Annotated in this window: 23 protein-coding genes and 1 tRNA gene; 12 read left to right on the top strand and 12 right to left on the bottom strand. The window is 61.6% G+C overall.

Going from position 1 to position 22851, the window contains the following annotated elements; translation table 11 throughout:
* Nucleotides 1-66 precede the first annotated feature (66 nt).
* From NTA49_RS05640 to rpmH, 5 genes are all read right to left on the bottom strand, one after another.
* Entirely contained in the window at nucleotides 67-1572 is a 1506-nt protein-coding gene (locus NTA49_RS05640) for a putative bifunctional diguanylate cyclase/phosphodiesterase (protein ID WP_258293685.1), read from the bottom strand.
* Nucleotides 1573-1692: 120 nt separating this feature from the next.
* Nucleotides 1693-2586, bottom strand: coding sequence for a tRNA 2-thiocytidine(32) synthetase TtcA (ttcA, locus tag NTA49_RS05645; protein ID WP_258293686.1), 894 nt, complete (start codon nucleotides 2584-2586; stop codon nucleotides 1693-1695).
* Nucleotides 2587-2629: 43 nt separating this feature from the next.
* Nucleotides 2630-2860, bottom strand: a complete 231-nt coding sequence (yidD, locus tag NTA49_RS05650) for a membrane protein insertion efficiency factor YidD (RefSeq protein ID WP_258293687.1) — start codon at nucleotides 2858-2860, stop codon at nucleotides 2630-2632.
* The gene (gene rnpA, locus NTA49_RS05655; RefSeq protein WP_258293688.1) at nucleotides 2857-3267 is read right to left on the bottom strand and encodes a ribonuclease P protein component; all 411 of its coding nucleotides are present in this window, start codon (nucleotides 3265-3267) and stop codon (nucleotides 2857-2859) included. The genes yidD and rnpA overlap by 4 nt, the downstream gene beginning before the upstream one ends.
* 25 nt (nucleotides 3268-3292) lie before the next feature.
* Complete coding sequence (gene rpmH, locus NTA49_RS05660) at nucleotides 3293-3427, bottom strand: 50S ribosomal protein L34 (RefSeq protein ID WP_072775959.1); 135 nt, start codon at nucleotides 3425-3427, stop codon at nucleotides 3293-3295.
* A gap of 303 nt (nucleotides 3428-3730) precedes the next feature.
* Here rpmH and NTA49_RS05665 point away from each other — a divergent pair, with 303 nt between their 5' ends.
* The 5 genes from NTA49_RS05665 to rpsU all read left to right on the top strand — a co-directional run bounded on the left by NTA49_RS05665 (nucleotide 3731) and on the right by rpsU (nucleotide 7874).
* Nucleotides 3731-4468, top strand: coding sequence for a TVP38/TMEM64 family protein (locus NTA49_RS05665; RefSeq protein WP_258293689.1), 738 nt, complete (start codon nucleotides 3731-3733; stop codon nucleotides 4466-4468).
* Nucleotides 4465-5883 (top strand): dihydrolipoyl dehydrogenase family protein, encoded by a 1419-nt coding sequence (locus NTA49_RS05670; protein ID WP_258293690.1) that lies wholly within the window; start codon nucleotides 4465-4467, stop codon nucleotides 5881-5883. Before NTA49_RS05665 ends, NTA49_RS05670 begins: the two co-directional genes overlap by 4 nt.
* A gap of 15 nt (nucleotides 5884-5898) precedes the next feature.
* Complete coding sequence (locus NTA49_RS05675; protein WP_258293691.1) at nucleotides 5899-7284, top strand: sensor histidine kinase; 1386 nt, start codon at nucleotides 5899-5901, stop codon at nucleotides 7282-7284.
* 103 nt (nucleotides 7285-7387) lie between these two features.
* Nucleotides 7388-7464: transfer RNA gene (locus tag NTA49_RS05680), tRNA-Arg, on the top strand.
* A gap of 209 nt (nucleotides 7465-7673) precedes the next feature.
* The gene (rpsU, locus tag NTA49_RS05685; RefSeq protein ID WP_258293692.1) at nucleotides 7674-7874 is read left to right on the top strand and encodes a 30S ribosomal protein S21; all 201 of its coding nucleotides are present in this window, start codon (nucleotides 7674-7676) and stop codon (nucleotides 7872-7874) included.
* Nucleotides 7875-8170: 296 nt separating this feature from the next.
* Here the strand turns inward: rpsU and NTA49_RS05690 are convergent, their stop codons facing one another.
* The 4 genes from NTA49_RS05690 to NTA49_RS05705 form a co-directional block, all read right to left on the bottom strand.
* On the bottom strand, nucleotides 8171-8350 hold the full coding sequence (locus tag NTA49_RS05690; RefSeq protein WP_258293693.1) for a hypothetical protein: 180 nt from the start codon (nucleotides 8348-8350) through the stop codon (nucleotides 8171-8173).
* Between the two features lie 112 nt (nucleotides 8351-8462).
* Entirely contained in the window at nucleotides 8463-8846 is a 384-nt protein-coding gene (locus NTA49_RS05695) for a response regulator (protein WP_258293694.1), read from the bottom strand.
* A complete protein-coding gene (locus tag NTA49_RS05700) occupies nucleotides 8812-9285 on the bottom strand; it encodes a MarR family winged helix-turn-helix transcriptional regulator (RefSeq protein ID WP_258293695.1) in 474 nt (157 codons plus the stop codon). Before NTA49_RS05700 ends, NTA49_RS05695 begins: the two co-directional genes overlap by 35 nt.
* Before the next feature lie 54 nt (nucleotides 9286-9339).
* On the bottom strand, nucleotides 9340-11478 hold the full coding sequence (locus NTA49_RS05705; protein ID WP_258293696.1) for a hybrid sensor histidine kinase/response regulator: 2139 nt from the start codon (nucleotides 11476-11478) through the stop codon (nucleotides 9340-9342).
* A 315-nt stretch (nucleotides 11479-11793) separates the two neighbouring features.
* On the opposite strand from NTA49_RS05705, the gene NTA49_RS05710 reads away from it, so the two are divergent.
* Both NTA49_RS05710 and NTA49_RS05715 read left to right on the top strand, forming a co-directional pair.
* The gene (locus tag NTA49_RS05710) at nucleotides 11794-12738 is read left to right on the top strand and encodes an NAD(P)-dependent oxidoreductase (RefSeq protein WP_258293697.1); all 945 of its coding nucleotides are present in this window, start codon (nucleotides 11794-11796) and stop codon (nucleotides 12736-12738) included.
* A gap of 55 nt (nucleotides 12739-12793) precedes the next feature.
* Entirely contained in the window at nucleotides 12794-13291 is a 498-nt protein-coding gene (locus tag NTA49_RS05715; RefSeq protein WP_258293698.1) for a hypothetical protein, read from the top strand.
* Here the strand turns inward: NTA49_RS05715 and NTA49_RS05720 are convergent.
* From NTA49_RS05720 to NTA49_RS05730, 3 genes are read right to left on the bottom strand one after another with little or no spacing between them, the layout of a single operon-like run.
* Entirely contained in the window at nucleotides 13288-13848 is a 561-nt protein-coding gene (locus NTA49_RS05720) for a TadE/TadG family type IV pilus assembly protein (protein ID WP_258293699.1), read from the bottom strand. The genes NTA49_RS05715 and NTA49_RS05720 overlap by 4 nt on opposite strands.
* Nucleotides 13848-14384 carry a TadE/TadG family type IV pilus assembly protein gene (locus NTA49_RS05725; protein WP_258293700.1) on the bottom strand — a complete coding sequence of 179 codons (537 nt, stop codon included), beginning with the start codon at nucleotides 14382-14384 and terminating at the stop codon, nucleotides 13848-13850. The genes NTA49_RS05720 and NTA49_RS05725 overlap by 1 nt, the downstream gene beginning before the upstream one ends.
* On the bottom strand, nucleotides 14381-15715 hold the full coding sequence (locus NTA49_RS05730) for a pilus assembly protein TadG-related protein (protein ID WP_258293701.1): 1335 nt from the start codon (nucleotides 15713-15715) through the stop codon (nucleotides 14381-14383). The genes NTA49_RS05725 and NTA49_RS05730 overlap by 4 nt, the downstream gene beginning before the upstream one ends.
* 430 nt (nucleotides 15716-16145) lie before the next feature.
* On the opposite strand from NTA49_RS05730, the gene NTA49_RS05735 reads away from it, so the two are divergent.
* The 5 genes from NTA49_RS05735 to NTA49_RS05755 all read left to right on the top strand — a co-directional run bounded on the left by NTA49_RS05735 (nucleotide 16146) and on the right by NTA49_RS05755 (nucleotide 22847).
* Complete coding sequence (locus NTA49_RS05735) at nucleotides 16146-17576, top strand: Glu/Leu/Phe/Val family dehydrogenase (protein WP_258293702.1); 1431 nt, start codon at nucleotides 16146-16148, stop codon at nucleotides 17574-17576.
* A gap of 164 nt (nucleotides 17577-17740) precedes the next feature.
* Nucleotides 17741-19015, top strand: a complete 1275-nt coding sequence (locus tag NTA49_RS05740) for a sarcosine oxidase subunit beta family protein (protein WP_258293703.1) — start codon at nucleotides 17741-17743, stop codon at nucleotides 19013-19015.
* A gap of 85 nt (nucleotides 19016-19100) precedes the next feature.
* The gene (locus NTA49_RS05745; RefSeq protein WP_258293704.1) at nucleotides 19101-19364 is read left to right on the top strand and encodes a sarcosine oxidase subunit delta; all 264 of its coding nucleotides are present in this window, start codon (nucleotides 19101-19103) and stop codon (nucleotides 19362-19364) included.
* Nucleotides 19361-22294, top strand: a complete 2934-nt coding sequence (locus NTA49_RS05750) for a sarcosine oxidase subunit alpha family protein (protein WP_258293705.1) — start codon at nucleotides 19361-19363, stop codon at nucleotides 22292-22294. The genes NTA49_RS05745 and NTA49_RS05750 overlap by 4 nt, the downstream gene beginning before the upstream one ends.
* A gap of 4 nt (nucleotides 22295-22298) precedes the next feature.
* Nucleotides 22299-22847 carry a sarcosine oxidase subunit gamma gene (locus tag NTA49_RS05755; protein ID WP_258293706.1) on the top strand — a complete coding sequence of 183 codons (549 nt, stop codon included), beginning with the start codon at nucleotides 22299-22301 and terminating at the stop codon, nucleotides 22845-22847.
* The last annotated feature ends 4 nt before the right edge of the window (nucleotides 22848-22851 follow it).

Raw genomic sequence — 22851 nt, forward strand, 5'->3', positions numbered from 1 at the left:
GTCAAGCGGATTCGGGGTTTTCCGGGCCGCTCTGCCGCGCCCAATCGGCACAGGACAAGGCCAATTTCACAGCGCATTCCCGCGTCTGCCGGTGATTGACGGTGTATCCTGCAGCTTGGCATTGTGGGCGTTGATCCAACTCAGCGTCTGGTCAAAGGGGATCGGGCTGCAGATGCCAAAGCCCTGAACGTGGTCGCATCCCAGTTGCGCCAGCAGCGCATGTTCGCCAACCGTTTCAACCCCTTCGGCCAGTGTTTCCACCTGCAACCGCTCGGCCATCGTCAGGATGGCGCTGATCATCCGCTGCTGGTCGGGGTCACGATCCGATTTCATCACAAAGCTGCGGTCGATCTTGATCCGCCCGACCGAAAACCTGCGGATGGCCGCGATCGACGCGTTGCCGGTGCCAAAATCGTCCAGATCAATCCGGCAGCCCAATTTTCCCAATCCGCTGAGGTTTCGGCACACCACATCATCGGGCGCGGTGGTCACGACGGTTTCCAGAACCTCGATCGCCAGCCGTTCGGGGGCCAGATCGAAACGGTCCAGCTCCCAGGTGATCTTTTCCACCAGACGTGGATTGCGCAATTCGCTGCCCGAAAAGTTCACACCGACCTGCGGCACGTGCACCCCTGCGGCATCCCATGCCTTCAGGGCGGTGAACGTGTGGTACATCATCACCTCCGACAGACGCTCCAGCAGGCCCGCCTCTGCCAGAGCGGGCAGAAACTCGGCCGGGGAAATGACACCGCGGGCGGGGTGAACCCAGCGGGCAAGCGCCTCGAAGCCTGTCACCCTGCCGGTATCGGTCGAAATCTGCGGCTGATACCATGGCTGGATATGGCCGCTTTCCAGGGCCAGCGATGCCTCGTCGCGAAGGGCCGTGCGTGCGGTCTTGGCCAGCTGCATTTCATGCGAAAAGGCGCGGATGGTTGACGGCCCGCGCCGCCGCGCCTCGACCAGGGCGGTCCGGGCGGCCGTCATCCACGCGTCGGCGCTGGCCTCTGGCGCGCGCGAGTGCAGGCAGAAGCCGACGGCGCAGGACACATAGACCGTAGTGCCATCGACGGCGATCGGTTCTTCGATTGCGCCCTGAATGCGGCTTGCCATCTGGATGCAGACCTCTAGGTCGATGCGCGGTGACGGCGCGCAACAAATGGCAAAGCGCGCATCGCCGGTTCTGGTCACCACATCGTCGTCGCGCAGGGCGGTCACTATGCGCTGCATCACGCGTGTCGCAACCGTGTCGGCAGCAGCCTGTCCGTGCTGGTTGGTCAGCCCGTCGAAATCATCGAGTTCCAGAAACATCAGCGTCGATGTCTTGTTGTCATCGTTTGCAGTTTGCCAGATGTGGCCGACCATCGCATCGAAATGCGCCCGCTGCAGCACGCCGTTGCCAGAGGCGCGCACAAGCGGCGAGCGGCCGGGGGCCATGCCGTGCAAGGCAAGCAGCAAGACGGGGGCCACGATAGCGACGCCCAGAAACACCGGTTCACCGCCCCACCAATAGGCGGCAAGCAACATGGCCGACAGAAACGCAAGCGCCTGCGGACCATACAGGATGACCTGCATGGTTTCGCGCAAACGGACAAAAAATCGTGGCTGGCGTCTGCCCATGGAAATCCCTCGCTGTGCATGCGCCCCTGGGACACAGTGCAGCGGCAGATTGCAGCGCAGACGGTGATGTCGGAGTTAACGCAGGACGGGAATCCCGTCGTCATTTGCGTCAAATTGGTCTGACTTCAGCATCAATCCCGCGAAATCAAACAGCTTGGGGTCGAGCAAATGCGAAGGCCGCGCGTTCATTAATGCGCGAAACATCACCTGACGGCGTCCGGGGCTGTTGGTCTCCCAACCGTCGAGGATCTGCTTGACCTGTTGACGTTGCAGGCCATCCTGGCTGCCACACAGATCGCAGGGGATGATCGGATAGTTCATCGCCCGCGCGAATTTCTCGCAATCCACCTCGGCCACATGGGCCAGCGGACGGTAGAGGAACAGATCGCCCTCTTCGTTGACCAGCTTGGGCGGCATCGTCGCCAGACGCCCGCCGTGGAACAGGTTCATGAAAAATGTCTCTAGAATATCGTCGCGGTGGTGGCCCAGCACGACGGCGCTGCAGCCTTCCTCGCGGGCAATCCGGTAGAGATTGCCACGCCGCAGACGCGAACAGAGAGCGCAAAACGTGCGGCCAGCGGGCACCTTGTCGACGACGATACTATATGTGTCCTGATATTCGATCCGGTGCGGCACGCCCATGCGCTCCAGAAACTCGGGCAGGACCGTCGCGGGAAAGTTCGGCTGGCCCTGATCCAGATTGCACGCCAGCAGATCGACGGGCAGCAGCCCGCGCCATTGCAATTCGTGCAGCACCGCCAGCAGCGTATAGCTGTCTTTGCCGCCTGACAGGCACACCAGCCACTTCTGCCGTTTGGCACCGGGCGCGTGCGCCCCGGCTTCGATCATGCCGTATTGTTCAATCGCTTCGCGGGTATGGCGCACGATGCGCTTGCGCAGCTTGCGAAACTCGGTGGTTTCGGGGGCACCTTCGAACAGCGCGTGAATTTCTGAAATCTCGTCTCGCATGGTGCTTGAATACTCTCATGCCGTGGCCAAGGCCAGTGGGGTGTCAGTGTTCGTGATCGGGGACAGGATCGTAGCCGTCGCCGCCCCAAGGATGGCAGCGTCCGATGCGGCGCGCCGCCAGCAGGCTGCCGCGCAGGGCACCATGCTTTTCCAGCGCTTCCATCGCATAGGCGCTGCAAGTGGGCTGGTAACGGCAGTTAAACCCGACCCAAGGCGAAAAAATCAGGCGATAGGCGCGCACGGGCAGGGCGACCAGATGCGCCAGCGGGGTCATTTGCGGGTCAATGCGGCGCGCAGATCCTGGCGCATCTGGTCGAAATCGCGTGTCGCGGTGACCTGATGGCGCCCGATCAGCACGTAATCGGTGCCGGGCATGCCGTGTTCGGGCAGCTCCAGCCGGGCGATTTCACGCAGGCGGCGCTTGGCGCGGTTGCGGGCAACCGCATTGCCGACCTTTTTCGAGCAGGTAAAGCCGACACGCAGCGGCGCATCGTCACCGCGCGCGCGGATCTGCATCACGAAACCAGGTGTCACCACGCGAGGCCCGCGCGCCGCGCGCAGGAAATCGGCGCGGTTCTTCAGGACCTGACCGCTTTTGAGACGTGTCAAACACGACAAACCCGCCCGAGGCTGGTCCGATCCAGCGTGAACGCTGTCTGCGGGGGCCTCCGGCGGGGTCATGTCGAAATACCGTGACGCAGGGCGCTTACGCGCTCAGCGACTTCCGGCCACGTGCGCGACGGGCGTTCAGGATCTTGCGACCTGCTTTTGTCGCCATGCGCGAGCGGAAACCGTGGCGCCGTTTGCGCACGAGGTTGCTTGGTTGAAAGGTGCGTTTCATCGCTCCGTCTCCGTCTTTTCGGATGGGCTGCGCGGAATCGCTGTGCCCGTAATATGTTCAAGGCCCGTGCTCTAACCGCCGTAGGGGAGCAAGTCAAACCCTCAATCGGACAAAACGCATGAGAAGATGCAACATTTGCACCCTGTCGGAGGTTTTAATGTTTCAAACCCCGGCGATTGGCTTCGAAACCCGTGTGTTGCGGTCACCCCGGATCACCCGCGCGTGAACGTGTCGTTACAGCCATCGGCATGCGCCCGCCCATAGTCTAGACCATCCGACAGTGTTTATCAAAGGCCGCGCCGCATGCAGAACCAGACCACGTCCCAAAAATCGACATTGCTGCGCCGCTTGCCGCTGATTGCGATCCTTGTGGTGGCGGCAATCGGTGCCTTCACCTTGCGCGACTACCTCAGCTTCGACACGCTGCGCGACAACCGCGAGGCGTTGCTGGCGTTTCGTGACGAGAATTTTGTGCTGACGGCGCTGGGGTTTGCGCTGGCCTATGTCGTGATCGTAGCCTTTTCGCTGCCTGGTGCCACGATTGCCACTCTGACCGGCGGGTTTCTCTTTGGCACGGTGCTGGGGTCCACCCTTAACGTCACCTCCGCCACCATCGGTGCAGCGCTGATCTTTCTGGCCGCGCGGCACGGGCTGGGCGCGCAACTGGGGGCGAAGCTGGAGAGCAGCAAAGGCGTGGTCAAGCGGATCAAGGACGGGATCGACGCGAACCAATGGTCGATGTTGTTTCTGATCCGGCTGGTGCCCGCAGTGCCCTTCTTCGTGGCCAATCTGGTGCCTGCCTTCATGCAGGTGCCGCTTTACCGCTTTGTCGTATCGACGTTTTTCGGGATCATGCCCGGCGCGGTTGTCTTCACGTCTGTCGGCGCCGGACTGGGAGAAGTGTTCGAGCGGGGTGAAACGCCGGATCTGGGTATTATCTTTGCGCCACACATATTGTTCCCCCTGCTGGGCCTTGTCGCGCTGGCGCTGGTGCCCATCCTCTACAAGGCCTTCACGGGCAAGAAAGACGTTCTAAAATGAAAAAGATCAAAACCGATATTCTGGTCATTGGCGCAGGCTCCGGCGGGCTTTCGGTCGCTGCGGGTGCCGTGCAGATGGGGGCGGATGTGACCCTTCTCGAAGGGCACAAGATGGGCGGCGATTGCCTGAACTACGGCTGCGTGCCGTCTAAGGCGCTGATCGCCTCGGCCAAGGCGGCTTACGCGCAGCGCAACAGCGCAAAGTTCGGCGTCGCGGATGGGCCGGGCACGGTTGACTATGCGGCGGCCAAGGATCACGTCGCGGATGTCATCGCCCAGATCGCCCCCGTGGACAGTGTCGAGCGGTTCGAGGGGCTGGGCGTGCGGGTGATCCGCGAGTGGGGCCGCTTTACCGGCGCGCGGACCGTGCAGGCCGGCGATACTGAAATCAGCGCGCGCCGCATCGTGATCGCCACAGGCTCCTCGCCGCTGGTGCCGCCGATACCGGGGCTGGAGGATGTCCCGTTCGAGACCAACGAGACCCTCTTCGATCTGCGCGACCGTCCCGATCATCTGCTGATCGTGGGCGGCGGTCCCATCGGTATGGAAATGGCGCAGGCGCATGTGCGTCTGGGCTGCAAGGTCACCGTGATCGAAGGCGACAAGGCGCTGGGCAAGGACGACCCCGAACTGGCGCAGGTCGTCCTGCAAACGCTGAAGGGCGAGGGCGTCGAGATCATCGAGGGGGCGCAGGCCAGCAAGGTCAGCGGCAAGGCGGGCGATATCACCATCGAAACCGACGACGGGCAGCGCTTTCACGGCTCGCACCTGCTGATGGCGGTGGGGCGCAAGTCCAACACCGACCGGCTGGACCTGGAGGTCGCGGGCGTCGAGACCACCAAGCGCGGGGTAAAGGTCGACGACAAGCTGCGTTCGTCGAACCGGCGGGTCTATGCCATCGGCGACGTGGCGGGAGGGATGCAGTTCACCCATGTCGCGGGCTATCACGGCGGCGTCGTCATCCGGTCGCTGCTGTTCGCGCTGCCCGCCAAGGCGAAGACTTCGCATATTCCCTGGGTCACCTATACAGACCCCGAACTGGCGCAGGTCGGCCTGACCGAAGCGCAGGCGCGCAAGCAGCATGGTGACAAGGTCGAGGTCGTGCGTGCCGACTATGCCCACAACGACCGCGCCCTCACTGAACGCAAGACCCAAGGGTTCATCAAGGTGATGGTGGTCAAGGGCCGCCCCGTGGGCGCGTCGATCGTCGGCCATCAGGCAGGCGAGCTGATCAACCTGTGGGCGCTGGCCCTGTCCGCCAACATGAAGATGAGCAAGATCGCGGGCATGGTCTCGCCCTATCCGACGATCAGCGAGCTGAACAAGCGCGCAGCAGGCGCCTATTTCAGCCCGCGTCTGTTCGACAGCAGCCTGGTCAAGACCGTCGTCGGACTTGTCCAGCGCTTCATTCCCTGACACCGTAATTGCACCATGTTGAATTCCCTCTCTGGCCGATTTTTGATCCTGACCACCATCTTCGTGATGTTGGCCGAGATATTGATCTTTGTGCCCTCCATCGCGCGGTTCCGAGAGGACTATCTGCGGTCGCATCTCGAGCGGGCACAAATCGCGTCGTTGGCCTTGCTGGCCGACGATATGCTGAACGCCGAGCTGGAACAGGAACTGCTGGAGAATGCCGGCGTCTTCAACGTGGTGCTGCGCCGGGACGAGGTGCGCCAGCTGATGTTGTCCTCGCCGATGCCGCGCCCGATTTCGGCCACCTTCGATCTGCGCGACGCCAGTGCGATGACGCTGATCAAGGATGCGCTGACACGGCTGGTGGACGCCGACCAGGAGGTGATCCGCGTGATCGGTGCGCCGGTGCGCGATGCAGGGCTGCTGATCGAGGTGACGATGGACGCGGCCCCCCTGCGCGCGGCGATGATCGACTACGGTGTACGTATCCTGATCCTGTCGGCGGTGATTTCGATCATCACGGCCGTGATGCTGTTCCTGGCGGTGCGGGCGTTTCTGGTCAAACCGATCAAACGGGTCGTGGGGCACATGCAGAACTATGCCGCCGCCCCGGAGGATTCGCGCCGGATCATCACACCGGGGGCTGGGATCAAGGAACTGCGCGAGGCGGAAACCGCGCTGCAATCGCTGGAGACCGAGCTGACACAGGCCCTGCGTCAGAAGGAACGGCTGGCACAGCTGGGTGGAGCCGTCAGCAAGATCAGCCACGATCTGCGCAATATCCTGACCTCGGCGCAGCTGTTCGTGGACCGCATCGAAGGGTCGGACGATCCGCTGGTGCGCCGTATGGCGCCCAAGCTGGTGGGCTCGATCACCCGCGCCGTGCATCTGTGCGAAAGCACGCTGGCCTTTGGCAAGGCGGAAGAGCCGGGGCCGACATTGGCGCGGGTGCACCTGTCCGAAGCCGTCTCTGACGTGATCGAGGCGGAACGGCTGGCGGTCGAAGGCTATGACCTCAGCTTTGCCGAAGATATTCCCGCCATGCTGACCCTGCGCGCCGACGCCGAACAGTTGTACCGTGTCCTGTCCAATCTGGTGCGCAACGCGCGGCAGGCCATCGTGGCGTCGGGCCGACCCGGAGAGATCGCCGTATCGGCCCGCGAAGATGCCGACGCCTGGTGGATCGAAGTGGCCGACACGGGGCCGGGGTTGCCGCCCAAGGCGCGCGAGCATCTCTTTACCGCCTTTCAGGGCGGAGCGCGCAAGGGCGGCTCGGGCCTCGGCCTTGCGATCAGCCATGAGCTGGTGCGCGGGCATGGCGGCACGCTGACCCTGCTGCACAGCGGACCCGATGGATCGACCTTTTCGATCCGCCTGCCCAAGGGCGACGGCACGCTTTGAAGGGCGCAATCGTCGCCCACGAAAGATCACTGTAATTTTCCTGACATAATTCTCGGATCAGGGCTTGCACCCGCGCGCCACTCCGACTAAACCCCGCGCCAGTGGACCAATAGCTCAGCTGGATAGAGTACTTGACTACGAATCAAGGGGTCGGGGGTTCGAATCCTCCTTGGTCCGCCACTTACACTTTTCGCCAAATGTGAACGGGTCGCCTTGGGCGGCCTTTTTCTTGGGTCGCCGCCATTCGATGGCCAAGCGGCTGTCCTGAAAGGCAAAGCTTGCCAGACCTTATCGGGAAGTTTGTAACAAAAACCTCGACAAGTCCAATTTCAGGCAGTAACGAGGGCTCCTGTAATTTATTGCAACCACATTCCAGAAAGACGCTCCGCATGCAGGTCAGTGTTCGTGACAACAATGTCGATCAAGCCCTCCGGGCTTTGAAGAAGAAACTTCAGCGCGAAGGCGTGTTCCGTGAGATGAAGCTCAAGGAACAGTTCGAAAAGCCCTCTGAGAAAAAAGCACGCGAAAAGGCCGAAGCCATTCGCCGCGCGCGCAAGCTGGCCCGCAAGAAGCTCGAACGCGAATCCTGAGCCGCAATTTCGCGCCCCTGATTTTGGTGACATTCACCGTCGGGGCGCGCAGGGCTTGGGCGCGGCGTGGCCAGACCGGGCTGCGTATTGCCAGTGCCATCTGAAAAATTCGCGTTTGAAACGTGGCGTGGCGTGGTAATCCTGTGTCCGCCGATTGGCGTTTCCAAGTCTTGGGCGCTTCAGTCCAAAGCGATCGTCATGGGCTGTTTCGCCGCGGTCTCGGCCATGGTGCGGCTCCGCTGGTTTAATCTTCCAACGACGACAATCAGCCTTGTCGGAAGGGGGGCAAACCCAGGTCAGGACAATCTGGTATCGGGGTCGCAATCCCGTGCGATCACTTCCAGACGCTGCGCCAAACTGTCGAGTTCAACGCCCGAATCATCGCCAAGATTGATTTTGACGGCGCGAAGATAACCTGCAAGATCCATGATGACCTGCCTTGCTTCGTACACGGCGTCTTCCGCGCGACCACCCATAATCTCAACCCTTCAATCGCTACTTGAACGCATTATTATGTGCATATTTGATTGCTAGTAGCAATCAATTCAAGTCGAAACAGACAATTCCGCGGCTTTGATATCGCGGAATTTACTTCAATGAAGTGGCGACGGCATCCAGCAGTTCGGCTTTGCGAAAGGGTTTCTGCAAGAACGCCACGGCACCGCTCAGATCGGCGATGGCCTGCGTGGTTTCAAGATCCGTCATCGGATTTCCGCCCGAAATGATCACGACCGGTACATCCCTAAGGATGATGCGCAGCTCGTCCATCAGCGCGACGGCGGTGACTTCGCCCAGCAAGAAATCGACTATCACGAGATCAAAGTCAGTGCGTTCCGAAAGGATCTGGCGGGCCCGCTCCGGGTTGCTTGACGCGATGACCTCTGCGCCATCTCCTTTCAGAAATTGCACGATCAGCTTGCTGATTGCCGGGTCGTCCTCAACGAGAAGTATCTGGGTCGCCACCTGCGTCATCCACTCGTTCTGGTTCGGGCATCGGTCCCAATGCGATCGAGCGGATGGACTTGATGAACCTGTCACGCTCGGTCAAAGGCAGGGCCTCGATCCGCGCTGCTACGCAAATGATAGGGTCTTCGCGCAACGCTTCAACCCCGGATGGTGTCAGGGTGATCGTCCTGATCCGGCTGTCGGTGTCGTTGATGCGCTGCGTGGCCAGACCGCGCTGGCCCAGCGTTTTCAGCGCGCGCGCAACAGGTGCTGCCGTCAGGTTGAGAAACGGCGCGATGCGGCGCAACTGGCGCTGATCCTCTGGCGCCCGTGCAAGATACCGCAAGATCGACCATTGCAAGGGCTGTATGGCCGATGAGTGTCGGGCCGGATAGGCACCGCGGATCAGCCGTTCCATCAAGATTGCCGCCGCCACGGTGGTCTTGTCCACGGGCGCAAGTGTCACGGCGATTCCCTGTGCAAAAGGCGCAAACCGGCACTGTCGCTGATCGGTAGGGGGTCAGAGGTCCACGGTGCGGGTTTGTTGCAGGATCGCGTTGACAAGAGTGGTTTCCAGTTTGCTTCTGCCAAAGGGCTTTTGCAGCAATACGCCCCCGGCAGCTAACATTCCGTTATTCAGCATCGCATTCTCGGAAAAGCCTGAAACGAAGATGACCTTGGCATCGGGAAAGAACTGAACCAGCGTTTCGGCCAACTCTATGCCATTGCTTCCCCCCGGCAGGACGATATCGCTGAGGATGATATCCGGCGGGTCAATTTTCCGCGCCGTTACCAGCGCATGTACCGCAGACGTCGTCTGGGTCACCCGGCACCCCATCGCTTCAAGCTGGCCTGCGTAGAGAATACGCAACTGGTCCTCGTCCTCGATCAGCAGCACATGGCGGTCTTTCAGAGCGGCGCGCCCGCGCGTGCAGCCCTCGGGGCCTGTTTCGCCGGGCGAAATGCCGAAGGTCGCTTGGACCTGCGCCCTTGGCAGACAGATGCGCACGGCAGTTCCGCGCCCCTCGATGGTGTTCAGCGTGGCAAAACCGCCCGACTGCTGGGCGAACCCCAGAACCATGGCCAGCCCCATGCCGGTGCCTCTTCCGACGCTCTTGGTGGTAAAGAACGGATCGAACGCCTTGGCGGCGACGGCCGGGCTCATGCCTTCGCCGGTGTCGGCAACCTCGATGGAGACATATTCACCAGGCTCTGACCCTGGGATCTGGCGGGCCTGAAACCTGTCTATCTCACGGTTGTCGATGGTGATGGTCAGGATGCCGCCCTCTGGCATGGCATCGGCGGCGTTCAGCGCAAGGTTCACCAGGCTTGCTTCCAGTTGCGTGGCATCCGCGTGCAAGGTCCATCCACCTGTTTCCACAGGGACCTTGATCGTGATGGCCGCACCGACCGCCTTGCGCAATCTCGGCAACACCGAGGTCAGGAAACTGTGCGGATCAATCTCCGCAGGCGACAGCGGCTGATTGCGCGCAAAGGCCAGCAATTGCTGCGTCAGCGCCGCACCGCGCGCCACGGCTGACAATGCGTTGTCGATGTACTCGGCCCGCTCGGCTTCGGACTGTGAAAGCTCGGTCAGCTCAATGTTGCCGGAAATGATCGCCAGCAGATTGTTAAAATCGTGGGCCACGCCGCCGGTCAGGTTGCCAAGCGTCGACATGTGTTCGGCTTGGTTGGCGCGCTGTTCGGCCAGATGCATTTCGGTCACATCCTGAGCCACCAGTTCCAACATGGGCGGACTGTCATCGGGGCCAGGCACCGGCTCGATTATGGCGCGGACAATACGAATTTTCCCCGACCGGAGCATGATGCGGTAGGTCGCTGTCACGGTCTCTCCGCGCGCAAGGGCGGCGTGGCGTTCGGCGCTGCTTTCCTCGTCGAAATCCAGCAGCAGGTCGCTGCGTGCCAGGTCGAAACCGTCAGCCGTCAGGATTTCATCGACGCTCAGGCCCAGCATCTCTGCAAATGCCGCATCACATCCGGTAAAGCGCCGCTGCGTCACATCGTAAGAGGCATATCCCAGCCGGGCGATGTCCACCGCGCGGGTCAATTCCTTTTGCTGCTGCCGCGTCAGCTGATCGGATTGGGTGATACGGGCGCGCAGGCTTTCGATGGCATCGACAACATGGCGCAGCGGGGCGATCATGTGCCGCTGCGATGTCGTGCTGAACCGGGCTGCGGCGTCGGGCCGCGACGGATCGAGGTCGCGCAGCCACTGGTCGATTTCGGTCAGCGGTCGCATGACACTGCGGCTGAGCATGACTATGATCATCAGGGCGATCAGCACGGTGCACAGACCCGCGATGCAAAGAATAAAGAAAGCCCGCAGCATGCTGTCTTGGCGGGCCGATCCAAGCGAGCCGTAAAGCGTCAGCATGCCGAGAGGCTGGTAAGTGCCGTTGACCGTGTGGCCCAATGCCGCCGACGCCATCACCGGCAAGGCGATGTCATCGGAAAGTCCCGCTATCATATCGTCCGGGCTCAGTCCCGACACCCTGGCCCCGACCAGATCGTCCGACGCCACAAGCTGGTTCAGAACCTTCTGGATCGTGTCCAGATCCTGCCGTTCGGCCTGCTGTGAAATGTGAACGCTGCTGATCTGCGCCAGCGTGTCGATATGGCTCTCTGCCCGCTGGCTCATTGTGTTCATCGTGAAAACCAGGCTGAAAACGCTCGCGAACACAGCACAAATCAGGGTCGGCAGAACCACCGAGGCCGTCAAGCGCGTATAGAAACTGCGAACGCTCATGCGTTTCATCATGTTATTCCAGCATCGGGTCGGGGCGGCACCTGAAGGTTTGAGTCCCGCTGCACTATTGTACAGTCGCCGTACAATTTCCAGCATCGCTTGCAGTCAGGCAATCTCCGAAGCGGCTTAATAGCCCTTCATGCGTCGCAATTGGAGCGGACAGCGGGTCACTTGACCTGAAAACTCCCAAAAACTGGGAGCCTTCACATGAAAATCGGTTTTATCGGATTGGGCAATGTAGGCGGAAAGCTGTCGGGCAGCCTGATCCGCAATGGCGAGGACGTGCAGGTCTTTGATCTGGACCCGGACCTGATCGACCTGAAGGTTGCCGCAGGCGCCACCCAAGGGGAGGGGCCAGCGCAGATGATGCGCGCGTGCGATGCGGTGATCACCTGTTTGCCCTCGCCTGCGGCTTCGGCCGCGGTGGTGCACGAGATGCTGCCCGAGGTCCGCGCGGGCAAGATCTGGATCGAAATGTCGACCACGGATGCCGCCGATATCAAAAGGCTTGCCGGTCTGGTCGCCGAACGCGATGGGCGCGCGGTCGATTGCCCGGTGTCCGGCGGATGCCACCGGGCGGACACTGGCAACATCTCGATCTACGCGGGCTGCGACAGGCCCACGTTCGAGCGGGTCTTGCCGGTGCTGACCCATATGGGGCGTCGCATCCTGCACGTGGGCGACATCGGCACCGCATCGACGTTGAAGGTGATGACCAACTATCTGGCAACCGCCAACCTGCTGACGCTCTGCGAAGCACTGACGGTGATGAAGGCCTCCGGCGTCGATCTGGGCCTGACCTACGAGGCGATTGCCATGTCGTCGGGTAACAGCTTCGTGCACGAAACGGAAAGCCAGCTGATCCTGTCGGGATCGCGCGATGTGAACTTCACGATGGACCTGATCCAAAAGGACATCGGGCTGTTTCAAAAGCTGGCAGATGACGCAGGCGTGCCGCTGGAAATCTCGCCGCTGATGATCCAGATGATGACCGACGGACAGGCCCGTTATGGGTTGCGCGCACAGTCGGATCGCATGATCGAACGGCTGGAAGAGGCGACGGGCCTGCGCATCCTTGCGGACGGTTTCCCCCAGGAACTTGTCGACGACGAACCCGAAGAACGCGGCTATGAGGTGGCGCGGCGTCACTGACAGCTTGCCCCGCTGCAGTCCGCCATGCAAAAGGGGTCAAACGGGGGACCCCAACATGCAAGACATCAACCCAGACGAGGTTCTGGCCGCGGTATCCGCGTCATTCGGGCGGCGGATCATCGGTGTGACGTCGGTGGCCCTGCTGGGGTTGCTGCTGATCTACCTTGCGTTCTTCCAGCCCCCGGCGCTGGGCTGGCAGTTGTTCCTGCTGCTGATCGGAGCCACGTCGCTGTGGCTGTCGATCCGCATGTGGCAGGCGACGGGGCACACCATCGTATTGACCGAAACCGAACTGCGCGACACCGCAGGCACCATTCTGGCGACGATGGACGAGATCGAAAGCATCGACCGCGGGGTCTTTGCGTTCAAACCGTCGAACGGCTTTCTTTTGAAAACCAAGAGCCCCAAGTCGCGCACGTGGCAACCGGGGCTCTGGTGGCGGATCGGCAACCGGATCGGCGTGGGCGGCATGACGCCTGGGTCTCAGTCGAAATCCGTGTCCGAAATCATCGCGATCAAGCTGGCCCAACGCGACATGGGCACGTCGACCTAACCCGAGGTCCACAAGACCTGCGGAGTATAGCGTGGGCGTGTGAACACAAAGTTTCTGATCTGCATGTCGGGAAAGCCTGTGTTGAACGGTGGCGTGTAATTGACGAAGGTTTCGACCACCACGATCCGCTCGTCGTGCAGCATGATGGGCAGGCGCTCGTGCCAGTTCTTGACGTTCAGGTCGGTCAGTGCCGAGATGCCGGGTCCGCGGGTATTCGACCAGTCGCGTTTGTAGATGTCATTGTTGGCATCATATCTGATCGACGTGACCCGGATGGAAGGCGACAGATCCCTGTTGCGGGTCAGATAGCCCAATAGCCCCTGCGTGCCTGTGAGATAGGCGTTGTCCAGTGGCGTTGTCTGCCGCGAGATCACGTCGCCGATTGTATAGGCCGCCTTTTCCGCCAGCGCATGCTGCCGGTAAGCATCGAAGATGACATACATCGTCAGATAGACCCAGAACAGCACCGGAAGGATGATGATCGTTTCGATGGCGACGTTGCCATCTTCCTTGTGCGCGAACCGGCGCAACCAGCGAATTGGATTTGCAAGCGACATCAGCGTGGCTCCTGTACGAAGGCCGAGGTGCTGACCATTTGCGCATGGCCTGCGCCATCTTTTGTATAGGCTTCGCCCAGACCGTTCATTCTGAAGATTGGGTCGAACATATAGCAGCCACGGATCAGCATGATCGAATGGTCCGACCCGCGCGTGAAGGTGCGCAGCGGCGTGATCGGCTTGGATATATCCACGCAATCGGCCCTGCTTGGAAGACCGGCAAAGCTGCGCATGTCCACCAGGTTCATTTCGACCCGCAACTGCGCCTTGCAATCGGGCAGGATGGCCGAATAATCGCAGATCATGTCCTTGAGTTCAGCGTGGGTATAGTTCTTGGCGGTGTTCAGCCGGACCATGCGGATGGACATGTCCATTCCGCGATCCAGAAACATCTGATGAACCGTATAGATGCCCAGTTCGACCGATGTGAGAAACAAGGTAAAGATTAGCGGGATCGCCAGCGCGAATTCGGCAACCATGAACCCGCCTTCTTCCTTGCGGAACCTGCGCAGTCCTTTCGTCAAGAAGCGGGTCATTGTGTCAGCCTCAGTTGGTTGATGGTGCGTGCAATCGCTTTGAACGCTTCGGTGATCTCAACGCCTTCGACGCGGAAAAAGTGGCTGGGTGTCGAGGCGCATTTTCGCATCTCGCCTGCGCCGTGGTCGTCCACCTCGAAGCCGATGGCCCAGATCACGATGCCCTTGTCCTTGGCGGCGTCGCAGATGTTGTCCAGAAGCGTGTCGCCCTTGGTCGCGGTGTAGTAATCCGACGTGTAGTAGCGCCAGCGGTCATTTCTGTTTACGTAGTTGGACAGGTACCAATTGAAGTTGTATTTGCTCCAATGCTCATAATCGCCTTCTGAATCATAAGCCCAATCAGCGATGCGGTTCGACCGGTCATTCTTGCCGTCTGTCATCAGAATGATGGTCTTGAGCGTCTCGATGTCGTCATAGGCCACGGGGCGGCCGGCAAATTCGTTGTCGATCTTGTTCTTGCCGATCAACTTGGTAACGACAGGTCGGAATGACGGGTCAAGCAAGGCAGTGGCCCACTTCATGCCCATAAAGATCGAGGTGCCCGCGCGCGGCTGAAACCGGCTGATCTGCTGTTTCAGCCTGTTCGCGTTCTGGCTGAGCGGCGCGATCGTTTCGTAGTCATCCTCGCTCGGGCAAACCGTATCCGAACGGTCATTGTTGCGCCCGTCATAGTTCCATTGAAAGTGCTGCATCTGGTCATAGGTGCGCGAAAGATCGAAATTCGCATTGTCGAATTCGAAGTCCGGTATTTCGACGCAATAGGAAAAATCGTGGCGGTGATAGGTCTTGATCTCTTTAAAAATATCTTCGCCGACGTTCACGTGCTCAGAATAGGGCACCAGCGACACCGACACGAGATCTTCGGTTTCGGGGCGGATGACAGTGTCGACAAAGACCGCTGCCGCATCGCGCAGGTTCTGGATCTTGCCGTTGGAAACCATCGAGCCGGAGATATCCAGCACAAGTGAAATCTCGACGTTGGCGATGCGTTCGCTGGCCTGGCCGGCGGCGGGCACGTTCAACTCGTCAACACCCACCAGCCGCATGAAGCTGGTGGTGGACTTGGTCGACGCATTGGCCGTGACCGTGCGAAAGTTCAGCCCCTCGTCCACGGTGACGCTGTTGAGATAGCTGCCCATGCCCGACTTTTCGAAATAGTCGGTCACGACGTCCGCGGGTGTGCTTTTCTGGTCCAGATCGGCCGCTGCCAGAACCGCGCGGTCCAGCGTGTTCTGCAATCGCGTCCGCTCCATCTCGGCTTTCATCAGGTCTGCACCGATGCCGCCCACCAGCAGCATCATCAGCACCATGAAGCAGGTGAATACGGTCATGGTCCCGTCTTCGGCACGCGCAAATTCACGCAACCGTCTCGTTACACCGCAAGAATGGGTGCGGGCTGACTTGAATGTCGTGTCGCGTAGAATGCGTGTCATGATGGAGGTCCAATGTTGTTGTTTGCAAATGCGGCCAAATGAGGCCAATTCGCCGAAGCCTTGAATGCATGGAGATTATGGTGACATTCAGGCGAAAGGGGGTAATCACTGTGTTTTAAAGGTGTTTTTAAGTCAATTGTGGCGCTTTCGGGGTCTTGGGGCGGACAGTGATCTGGCGGCCTTGCAGATTGTTTCCGTCACTGCGCTTAGGCGCGATTCGGAATATTCCTCGAAAAATTCGCCCAAAAAATTAGCAAGTTGTAACCACTTCGTCATAGGCTGGCCTCAGTTGTCTCGAAGAATCCGAGTCGCGATCAGAGGAAGTATGATGAGTAACGTGCAAGAGCCCAGTTTCCGCGATAGTGTGGACCTGATGTTCAATCGGGCAGTCGCGCTGATGGACCTCCCGCCGGGGCTTGAGGAAAAGATCCGGGTTTGCAACGCGACCTATACCGTGCGCTTTGGCGTGCGTCTGCGCGGCAAGATCCAGACATTCACCGGATATCGGTCGGTGCACTCCGAACATATGGAACCGGTCAAGGGCGGCATCCGCTATTCGATGGGCGTGAACCAGGACGAGGTCGAGGCGCTGGCCGCGCTGATGACCTACAAATGCGCGCTGGTCGAGGCGCCCTTCGGTGGCTCCAAGGGCGGCTTGCGGATTGATCCGCGTGAATACGAAGAACACGAGCTGGAACTGATCACCCGCCGCTTTGCCTATGAACTGGCCAAGCGTGACCTGATCCATCCCAGCCAGAACGTGCCCGCCCCCGACATGGGCACGGGCGAGCGTGAAATGGCGTGGATTGCCGACCAATACGCGCGGATGAACACCACCGACATCAACGCCAAGGCGTGCGTGACCGGCAAGCCGATCAACGCGGGCGGCATCCAGGGCCGGGTCGAGGCGACGGGACGCGGCGTGCAATACGCGCTGCAGGAGTTCTTTCGCCATCCGCAGGACGTGGCCAAGGCCAACCTGACCGGTTCGCTGGATGGCAAGCGTGTCATCGTTCAGGGGCTGGGCAACGTGGGCTATCATGCGGCCAAGTTCCTGTCCGAAGAAGACGGCGCACTGGTCACGGGCATCATCGAACGTGACGGGGCCCTGACCGACCCCAAGGGTATCGACGTCGAGGCGGTCTCGCATTGGATACGCAACCATGGCGGCGTCAAGGGCTATGCCGACGCCACCTACGTCGAAGACGGCGCTTCGGTGCTTGAGGCCGAATGCGATATCCTGATCCCGGCAGCTCTTGAGGGCGTGATCAACCTTGGCAACGCCGACAGGGTCAAGGCACCGCTGATCATCGAGGCCGCGAACGGCCCCGTGACTGCCGGCGCCGACGAGATCCTGCGTGAAAAGGGCTGCGTGATCATCCCCGACATGTACGCCAACGCGGGCGGCGTGACCGTGTCCTATTTCGAATGGGTCAAGAACCTCAGCCATATCCGCTTCGGGCGCATGGGCCGTCGCCAGGAAGAGGCGCGGCACCTGTTGATCGTGGACGAGCTTGAGCGGCTCTCGAAGGACAAGGAACTGGGCTGGACCCTCTCGCCGGATTTCAAGACGAAATACCTGCGTGGCGCGGGCGAGCTGGAGCTGGTCCGCTCGGGGCTTGAGGACACGATGCGCACCGCCTATCAGGCGATGGCAGAGGTCTGGCGTTCGCGCGAAGACGTCAAGGATCTGCGCACCGCCGCCTATCTGGTGTCGATCGGACGCGTGGCCAGCAGCTACCGCGCCAAGGGCCTTTAACCAAAAGCGGGTAGGGGGGAACCTCTGCCTGCGCCTTCGCTTAAATCTGTGTCGCTGGCCGACCTGCGTATGCCGGAAATTTCGCTGGATTTACTCTGACCCATTGATAGTTCTCGCCCGATACGACAGCGTGCGCCGTGCATGCGTCGACTTAAGGATGGGTCATGGGTTTTGATCGGCTGACAAAAGGGTTTTCCGGCCTGAGGGTTCTGAAAGAAGGCCTGACAGGCAACAAGGGCTGGACCCCGCATTGGCGCGACCCCGAACCCAAGCCCGAATATGACATCATCATCATCGGCGGCGGCGGTCACGGGCTGGCGACGGCGCATTATCTGGCCTCGCAGCACGGCATCACCAATGTCGCGGTGCTGGAAAAGGGATACCTCGGCGGCGGCAACGTAGGCCGCAACACGACCATCGTGCGTGCCAACTACATGCTGCCGGGCAACTCGGAATTCTACAGCCACTCGCTGAAACTCTGGGAGGGGCTTGAGCAGGACCTGAATTACAACGTGATGCATTCGCAGCGCGGCATCATCAACCTGTTCCACTCCGACGGCCAGCGCGATGCCTTTGCACGGCGCGGCAACCAGATGATCGCGCAAGGCGACGACGCGATCCTGCTGGACCGCGAAGGCGTGCAGCGCGAATTGCCTTACCTCGACTTCGACCAGACCCGGTTTCCGATTTACGGCGGGCTCTACCACAAACGCGGCGGCACGGCACGGCACGATGCGGTCGCCTGGGGCTTTGCGCGCGGGGCCGACAGCCGGGGCGTGGACCTGATCCAGCAATGCGAAGTCACCGGCATCGACATCGAAAACGGCGCGGTGCGCGGGGTGCAGACCACGCGCGGACCGATCCGTGCGAAAAAGATCGGCATGGTCGCCGCAGGCCGGTCCAGTCAGGTGGCGGCGATGGCCGGAATGCGCCTGCCCATAGAAAGCCACATCCTTCAGGCCTTTGTGACCGAAGGGCTGAAGCCCTGCATCGATCACGTGATCACCTACGGCATGGGCCATTTCTACATCAGCCAGTCGGACAAGGGCGGACTGGTGTTTGGCGGCGATCTGGACATGTATTCCAGCTATGCCAGCCGGGGCAATCTGCCCACCGCCGAACACGTGGTCGAGGCGGCGATGACACTGATGCCGGTGATCGGCAAGGCGCGGATGCTACGCAGCTGGGGCGGGATCATGGACATGACGCCCGACGGCTCTCCGGTGATCGACCGCACCCATATCGACGGGCTCTATGTGAACTGCGGCTGGTGCTACGGCGGTTTCAAGGCAACGCCAGCCTCGGGACACACGTTCGCGCATCTGCTGGCGACCGACACGCCGCACCCCGTGGCCAAGGCGCTGCGGCTGGACCGGTTCCGAACCGGGCGGGGCATCCTGGATGAAGAGGCCTCAGGGTCTCAGCACAACCTGCACTGACGGTGGGACCATCCGATGCAAGCCTTCACCAGCGATATGATTGATTTACAAAAGCTGCGCAACGCGCGCACCAAGGGGAACTGACATGCGCCTGCCTTGTCCAATCTGCGGAGACCGGGACCGCCGCGAATTCTACTATCAGGGTTCAGCGGTGGCGCTGAGCCGCCCCGCGCCCGACGCAGATGCGGCCGTGTGGGAGAATTACGTTCACCTGCGCGAGAACCAGCCCGGCGATCTGGACGAATTGTGGAGCCACGACGCAGGCTGCGGCGCATGGCTGGTGGTCACGCGCAACACCGTGACCCACGCGATTTCAGGCGCCAAACTCGCGTCGGAGGCGGCACGATGAGGATCGCAGGCAAGGGCCGCATCGACCGCAGCGCGCCGGTCAGTTTCCGTTTTGACGGCATGCAATACAAGGGCTTCGCAGGCGATACCGTCGCCTCGGCGCTTCTGGCAAGCGGCGTGCGGCTGATGGGCCGCTCGTTCAAATACCACCGCCCGCGCGGCGTGCTGACCGCAGGCAGTGAAGAGCCCAACGCGCTGATGACCATAGGCGTCGGGGCCGCGCGCGAACCCAACGTGCGCGCAACGGTTCAGGAGATCTACGAAGGGCTCGAGGCACGCGCGCAGAACGCCTTCCCCTCGCTCGACTTCGATTTGCTGGCAATCAACGATCTGGCGTCGCCCTTCCTGTCGGCGGGGTTCTACTACAAGACGTTCATGTGGCCCCGTGCCTTCTGGGAAAGGCTCTACGAGCCCGCGATCCGCCGTGCCGCCGGTCTGGGAGCACTCAGCGGCGAAGCGGATCAGGACCGTTATGAAAAGGCCTTTGCCTTTTGCGATCTGCTGGTCATCGGTGCGGGCCCTGCGGGGCTTATGGCGGCACTGGTCGCCGCGCGCTCCGGGGCGGATGTGATCCTGGCTGACGAAGATGCACAGATGGGCGGGCGCCTGCTGTCCGACACCGAGACGGTCGATGGACAGGACGGTGCCGACTGGGCGGCCTCGGTTCTGGAGGAACTCAAGGGCATGGAAAACGTGCGCCTGATGAGCCGCACCACGGTCACCGGCGTCTACGATCAGGGCACCTTCGGCGCGCTTGAACGCGTCTCGCACCACATCGCGCGCCCCGATGGGCGGCTCCCGCGCGAGACGTTCTGGCGGATCGTGGCAAAGCGCAGCATCCTGGCCGCAGGCGCGCTGGAACGGCCGGTTGCATTCCAGAACAACGACCGCCCCGGCATCATGACGGCGGGCGCGGTGCGCAGCTATCTCAACCGCTGGGGGGTTGCACCGGGCAAATCTGTCACCCTCTTTGCGAACAACGACGATGCGCACCGCACTGCGCTGGACCTGATCGCCGCGGGCGTCCACGTGACGGCGGTCCTCGATAGCCGCACCGACGCGCAGGCGCAGGGCGACTACCGTCTGATCCGGGGCGCACAGGTCTGCAACAGCACGGGCCGCAAGGGGCTGGACGCAATCACCTACCGCACCACCTCGGGCGAGGATAAGCTGTCGACCGACTGTCTGGCCATGTCTGGCGGCTGGAACCCGACCGTGCACCTGACCTGCCACATGAACGGTCGTCCCGAGTGGGACGAGAGCATCGCAAGCTTCGTGCCTAGGCAAGACGCCATCCCAGACATGACTGTCGCAGGCGCTGCATCGGGCCGGTTCACCCTGCATGGCTGCCTGACATCGGGTGCCGATGCGGCGCGCGCAGCCTTGTCCGCGCTGGGCATGACCGTCGCGGATATCGCCGTGCCCCAGGCCGACGATACGCCCTATGCCATCACGCCGCTTTGGGCGGTCGCGGGCAAGGGCCGCGCCTGGCTCGACTTCCAGAACGACGTGACGGTCAAGGACGTGAAGCAGGCCGCGACCGAAAACTTCCGCTCGGTCGAGCATATGAAGCGTTACACGACCCAAGGGATGGCGACCGATCAGGGCAAGAACTCGAACGTCGCCGCATTGGCTGTGCTGGCCGACGCGACAGGCCGGGGCATCCCCGAAACCGGCACGACCACGTTCCGCCCGCCCTATACGCCGGTGACGCTGGCCGCCTTGGGTGCAGGGTCGCGCGGCAAGGGCTTCGCCCCCGAACGCCACACCACCTCGCACGCGGCCAGTGTCGCCATGGGCGCCCCGATGATCGAAGCGGGGCTGTGGTATCGGCCCAGCTATTTCCCCCGCAAGGGCGAAACCAACTGGCGGCAATCCTGCGACCGCGAAGTCGGCCACGTGCGCAATGCGGTGGGCGTCTGCGATGTGTCGACGCTGGGCAAGATCGACATCCAGGGTGCAGACGCGGCCAAGCTGCTGGACTTCGCCTATACCAACATGTTCTCGACGCTCAAGGTAGGGCGCGTGCGCTATGGCCTGATGCTGCGCGAAGACGGCCACGTCATGGACGACGGCACCACCGCACGGCTGGGCGAGACGCATTTCGTGATGACCACGACCACCGCGGCCGCAGGGCAGGTGATGCGCCATCTGGAGTTTCTGACCCAGGCGCACCACCCTGAATGGGACGTGCGCATCATGTCCGTCACCGAACAATGGGCGCAATTCGCCATTGCCGGGCCGAAATCGCGCGATCTGGTCAACGGGTTGGTCGAAACCCCGATCGACAACGACACTTGGCCCTTCATGGCCTGCGGTCCGGTGCGCGTGGCGGGGATCGACGCGCGGCTGTTTCGCATCTCGTTCTCGGGCGAACATGCCTACGAGCTTGCGGTGCCTGCACGCTACGGCGATGCGCTATTCCGCGTGCTGGTCAAACGCGCCGAGGCGCTGGAGGGCGGTGCCTACGGGATGGAGGCGCTGAACGTGCTGCGCATCGAAAAGGGACACATCACCCATTCGGAAATCCACGGTCGCACCACCGCCTTCGACGTCGGCATGGACCGGATGATTTCCGCCAAGAAGGATTGCATCGGCAAGACGATGGCCGCACGCGAGGGGCTGGTCGACGACGACCGCGCCCAACTCGTCGGCCTCAAACCGGTCGGTGCGATCAAGAAGCTGACCGCCGGCGCGCATCTCTATGCCGACGCCAGCGAAGCGGTGCCTGCCAACGATCAGGGCTATGTAACTTCCGTGGCATTTTCGCCCGCCTTTGGCCATTACATCGGCCTTGGCTTTGTGCGCGGCGGAGCCGAACGCCATGGCGACCGCCTGCGCTTCGTCGATGCCCTGCGCGGGATCGACACCGTGGTCGAGGTGTGCTCCCCCGTTTTCCTTGACCCCGAAGGAGGCCGCGCCCGCGGTTGATGATATGGCTGACGCACTGACCCTGACTGCCACCACGCCCTGCTATGGGCTGTTGCCCAAGTCCATCGGCACCTGTGATCTGATCGAGACCAATCTGGGCAGACTGACTTCGATTGCACCCTACAAGCAGTCGGCGCTCTCCGAAGCGCTGAAAGACGCACACCGACTGGCGTTCCCCGCACCAAATCGTATGACCGGCAATGATGGCGCGCGCGCAATCTGGTTTGGTCGCGACATGGCGCTGTTGGTCGGCCCGACCCCCGACGCGGCATTGGCCGAGCACGCAGCATTGACCGACCAGACCGACGCCTGGGCTTGCGTGACCCTCTCGGGCGAGGATGCCGCCGCGGTGCTGGCCAGGCTGGTTCCCGTCGATCTGTCGGCGGCCAAATTCAAACGCGGCCATACCGCGCGCACGCAACTGGGTCACCTGAATGCGTCGATCACCCGCACCGAAGCCGACAGCTACCTTATCCTCGTCTTCCGCAGTATGGCGACCACACTGGTTCACGATCTTGTCACGGCGATGGAAAGCCTGGCCGCACGGCGCTAAGCTG

The organism is Pseudosulfitobacter koreensis (genome assembly GCF_024733015.1).
Classification (GTDB): domain Bacteria; phylum Pseudomonadota; class Alphaproteobacteria; order Rhodobacterales; family Rhodobacteraceae; genus Pseudosulfitobacter; species Pseudosulfitobacter koreensis.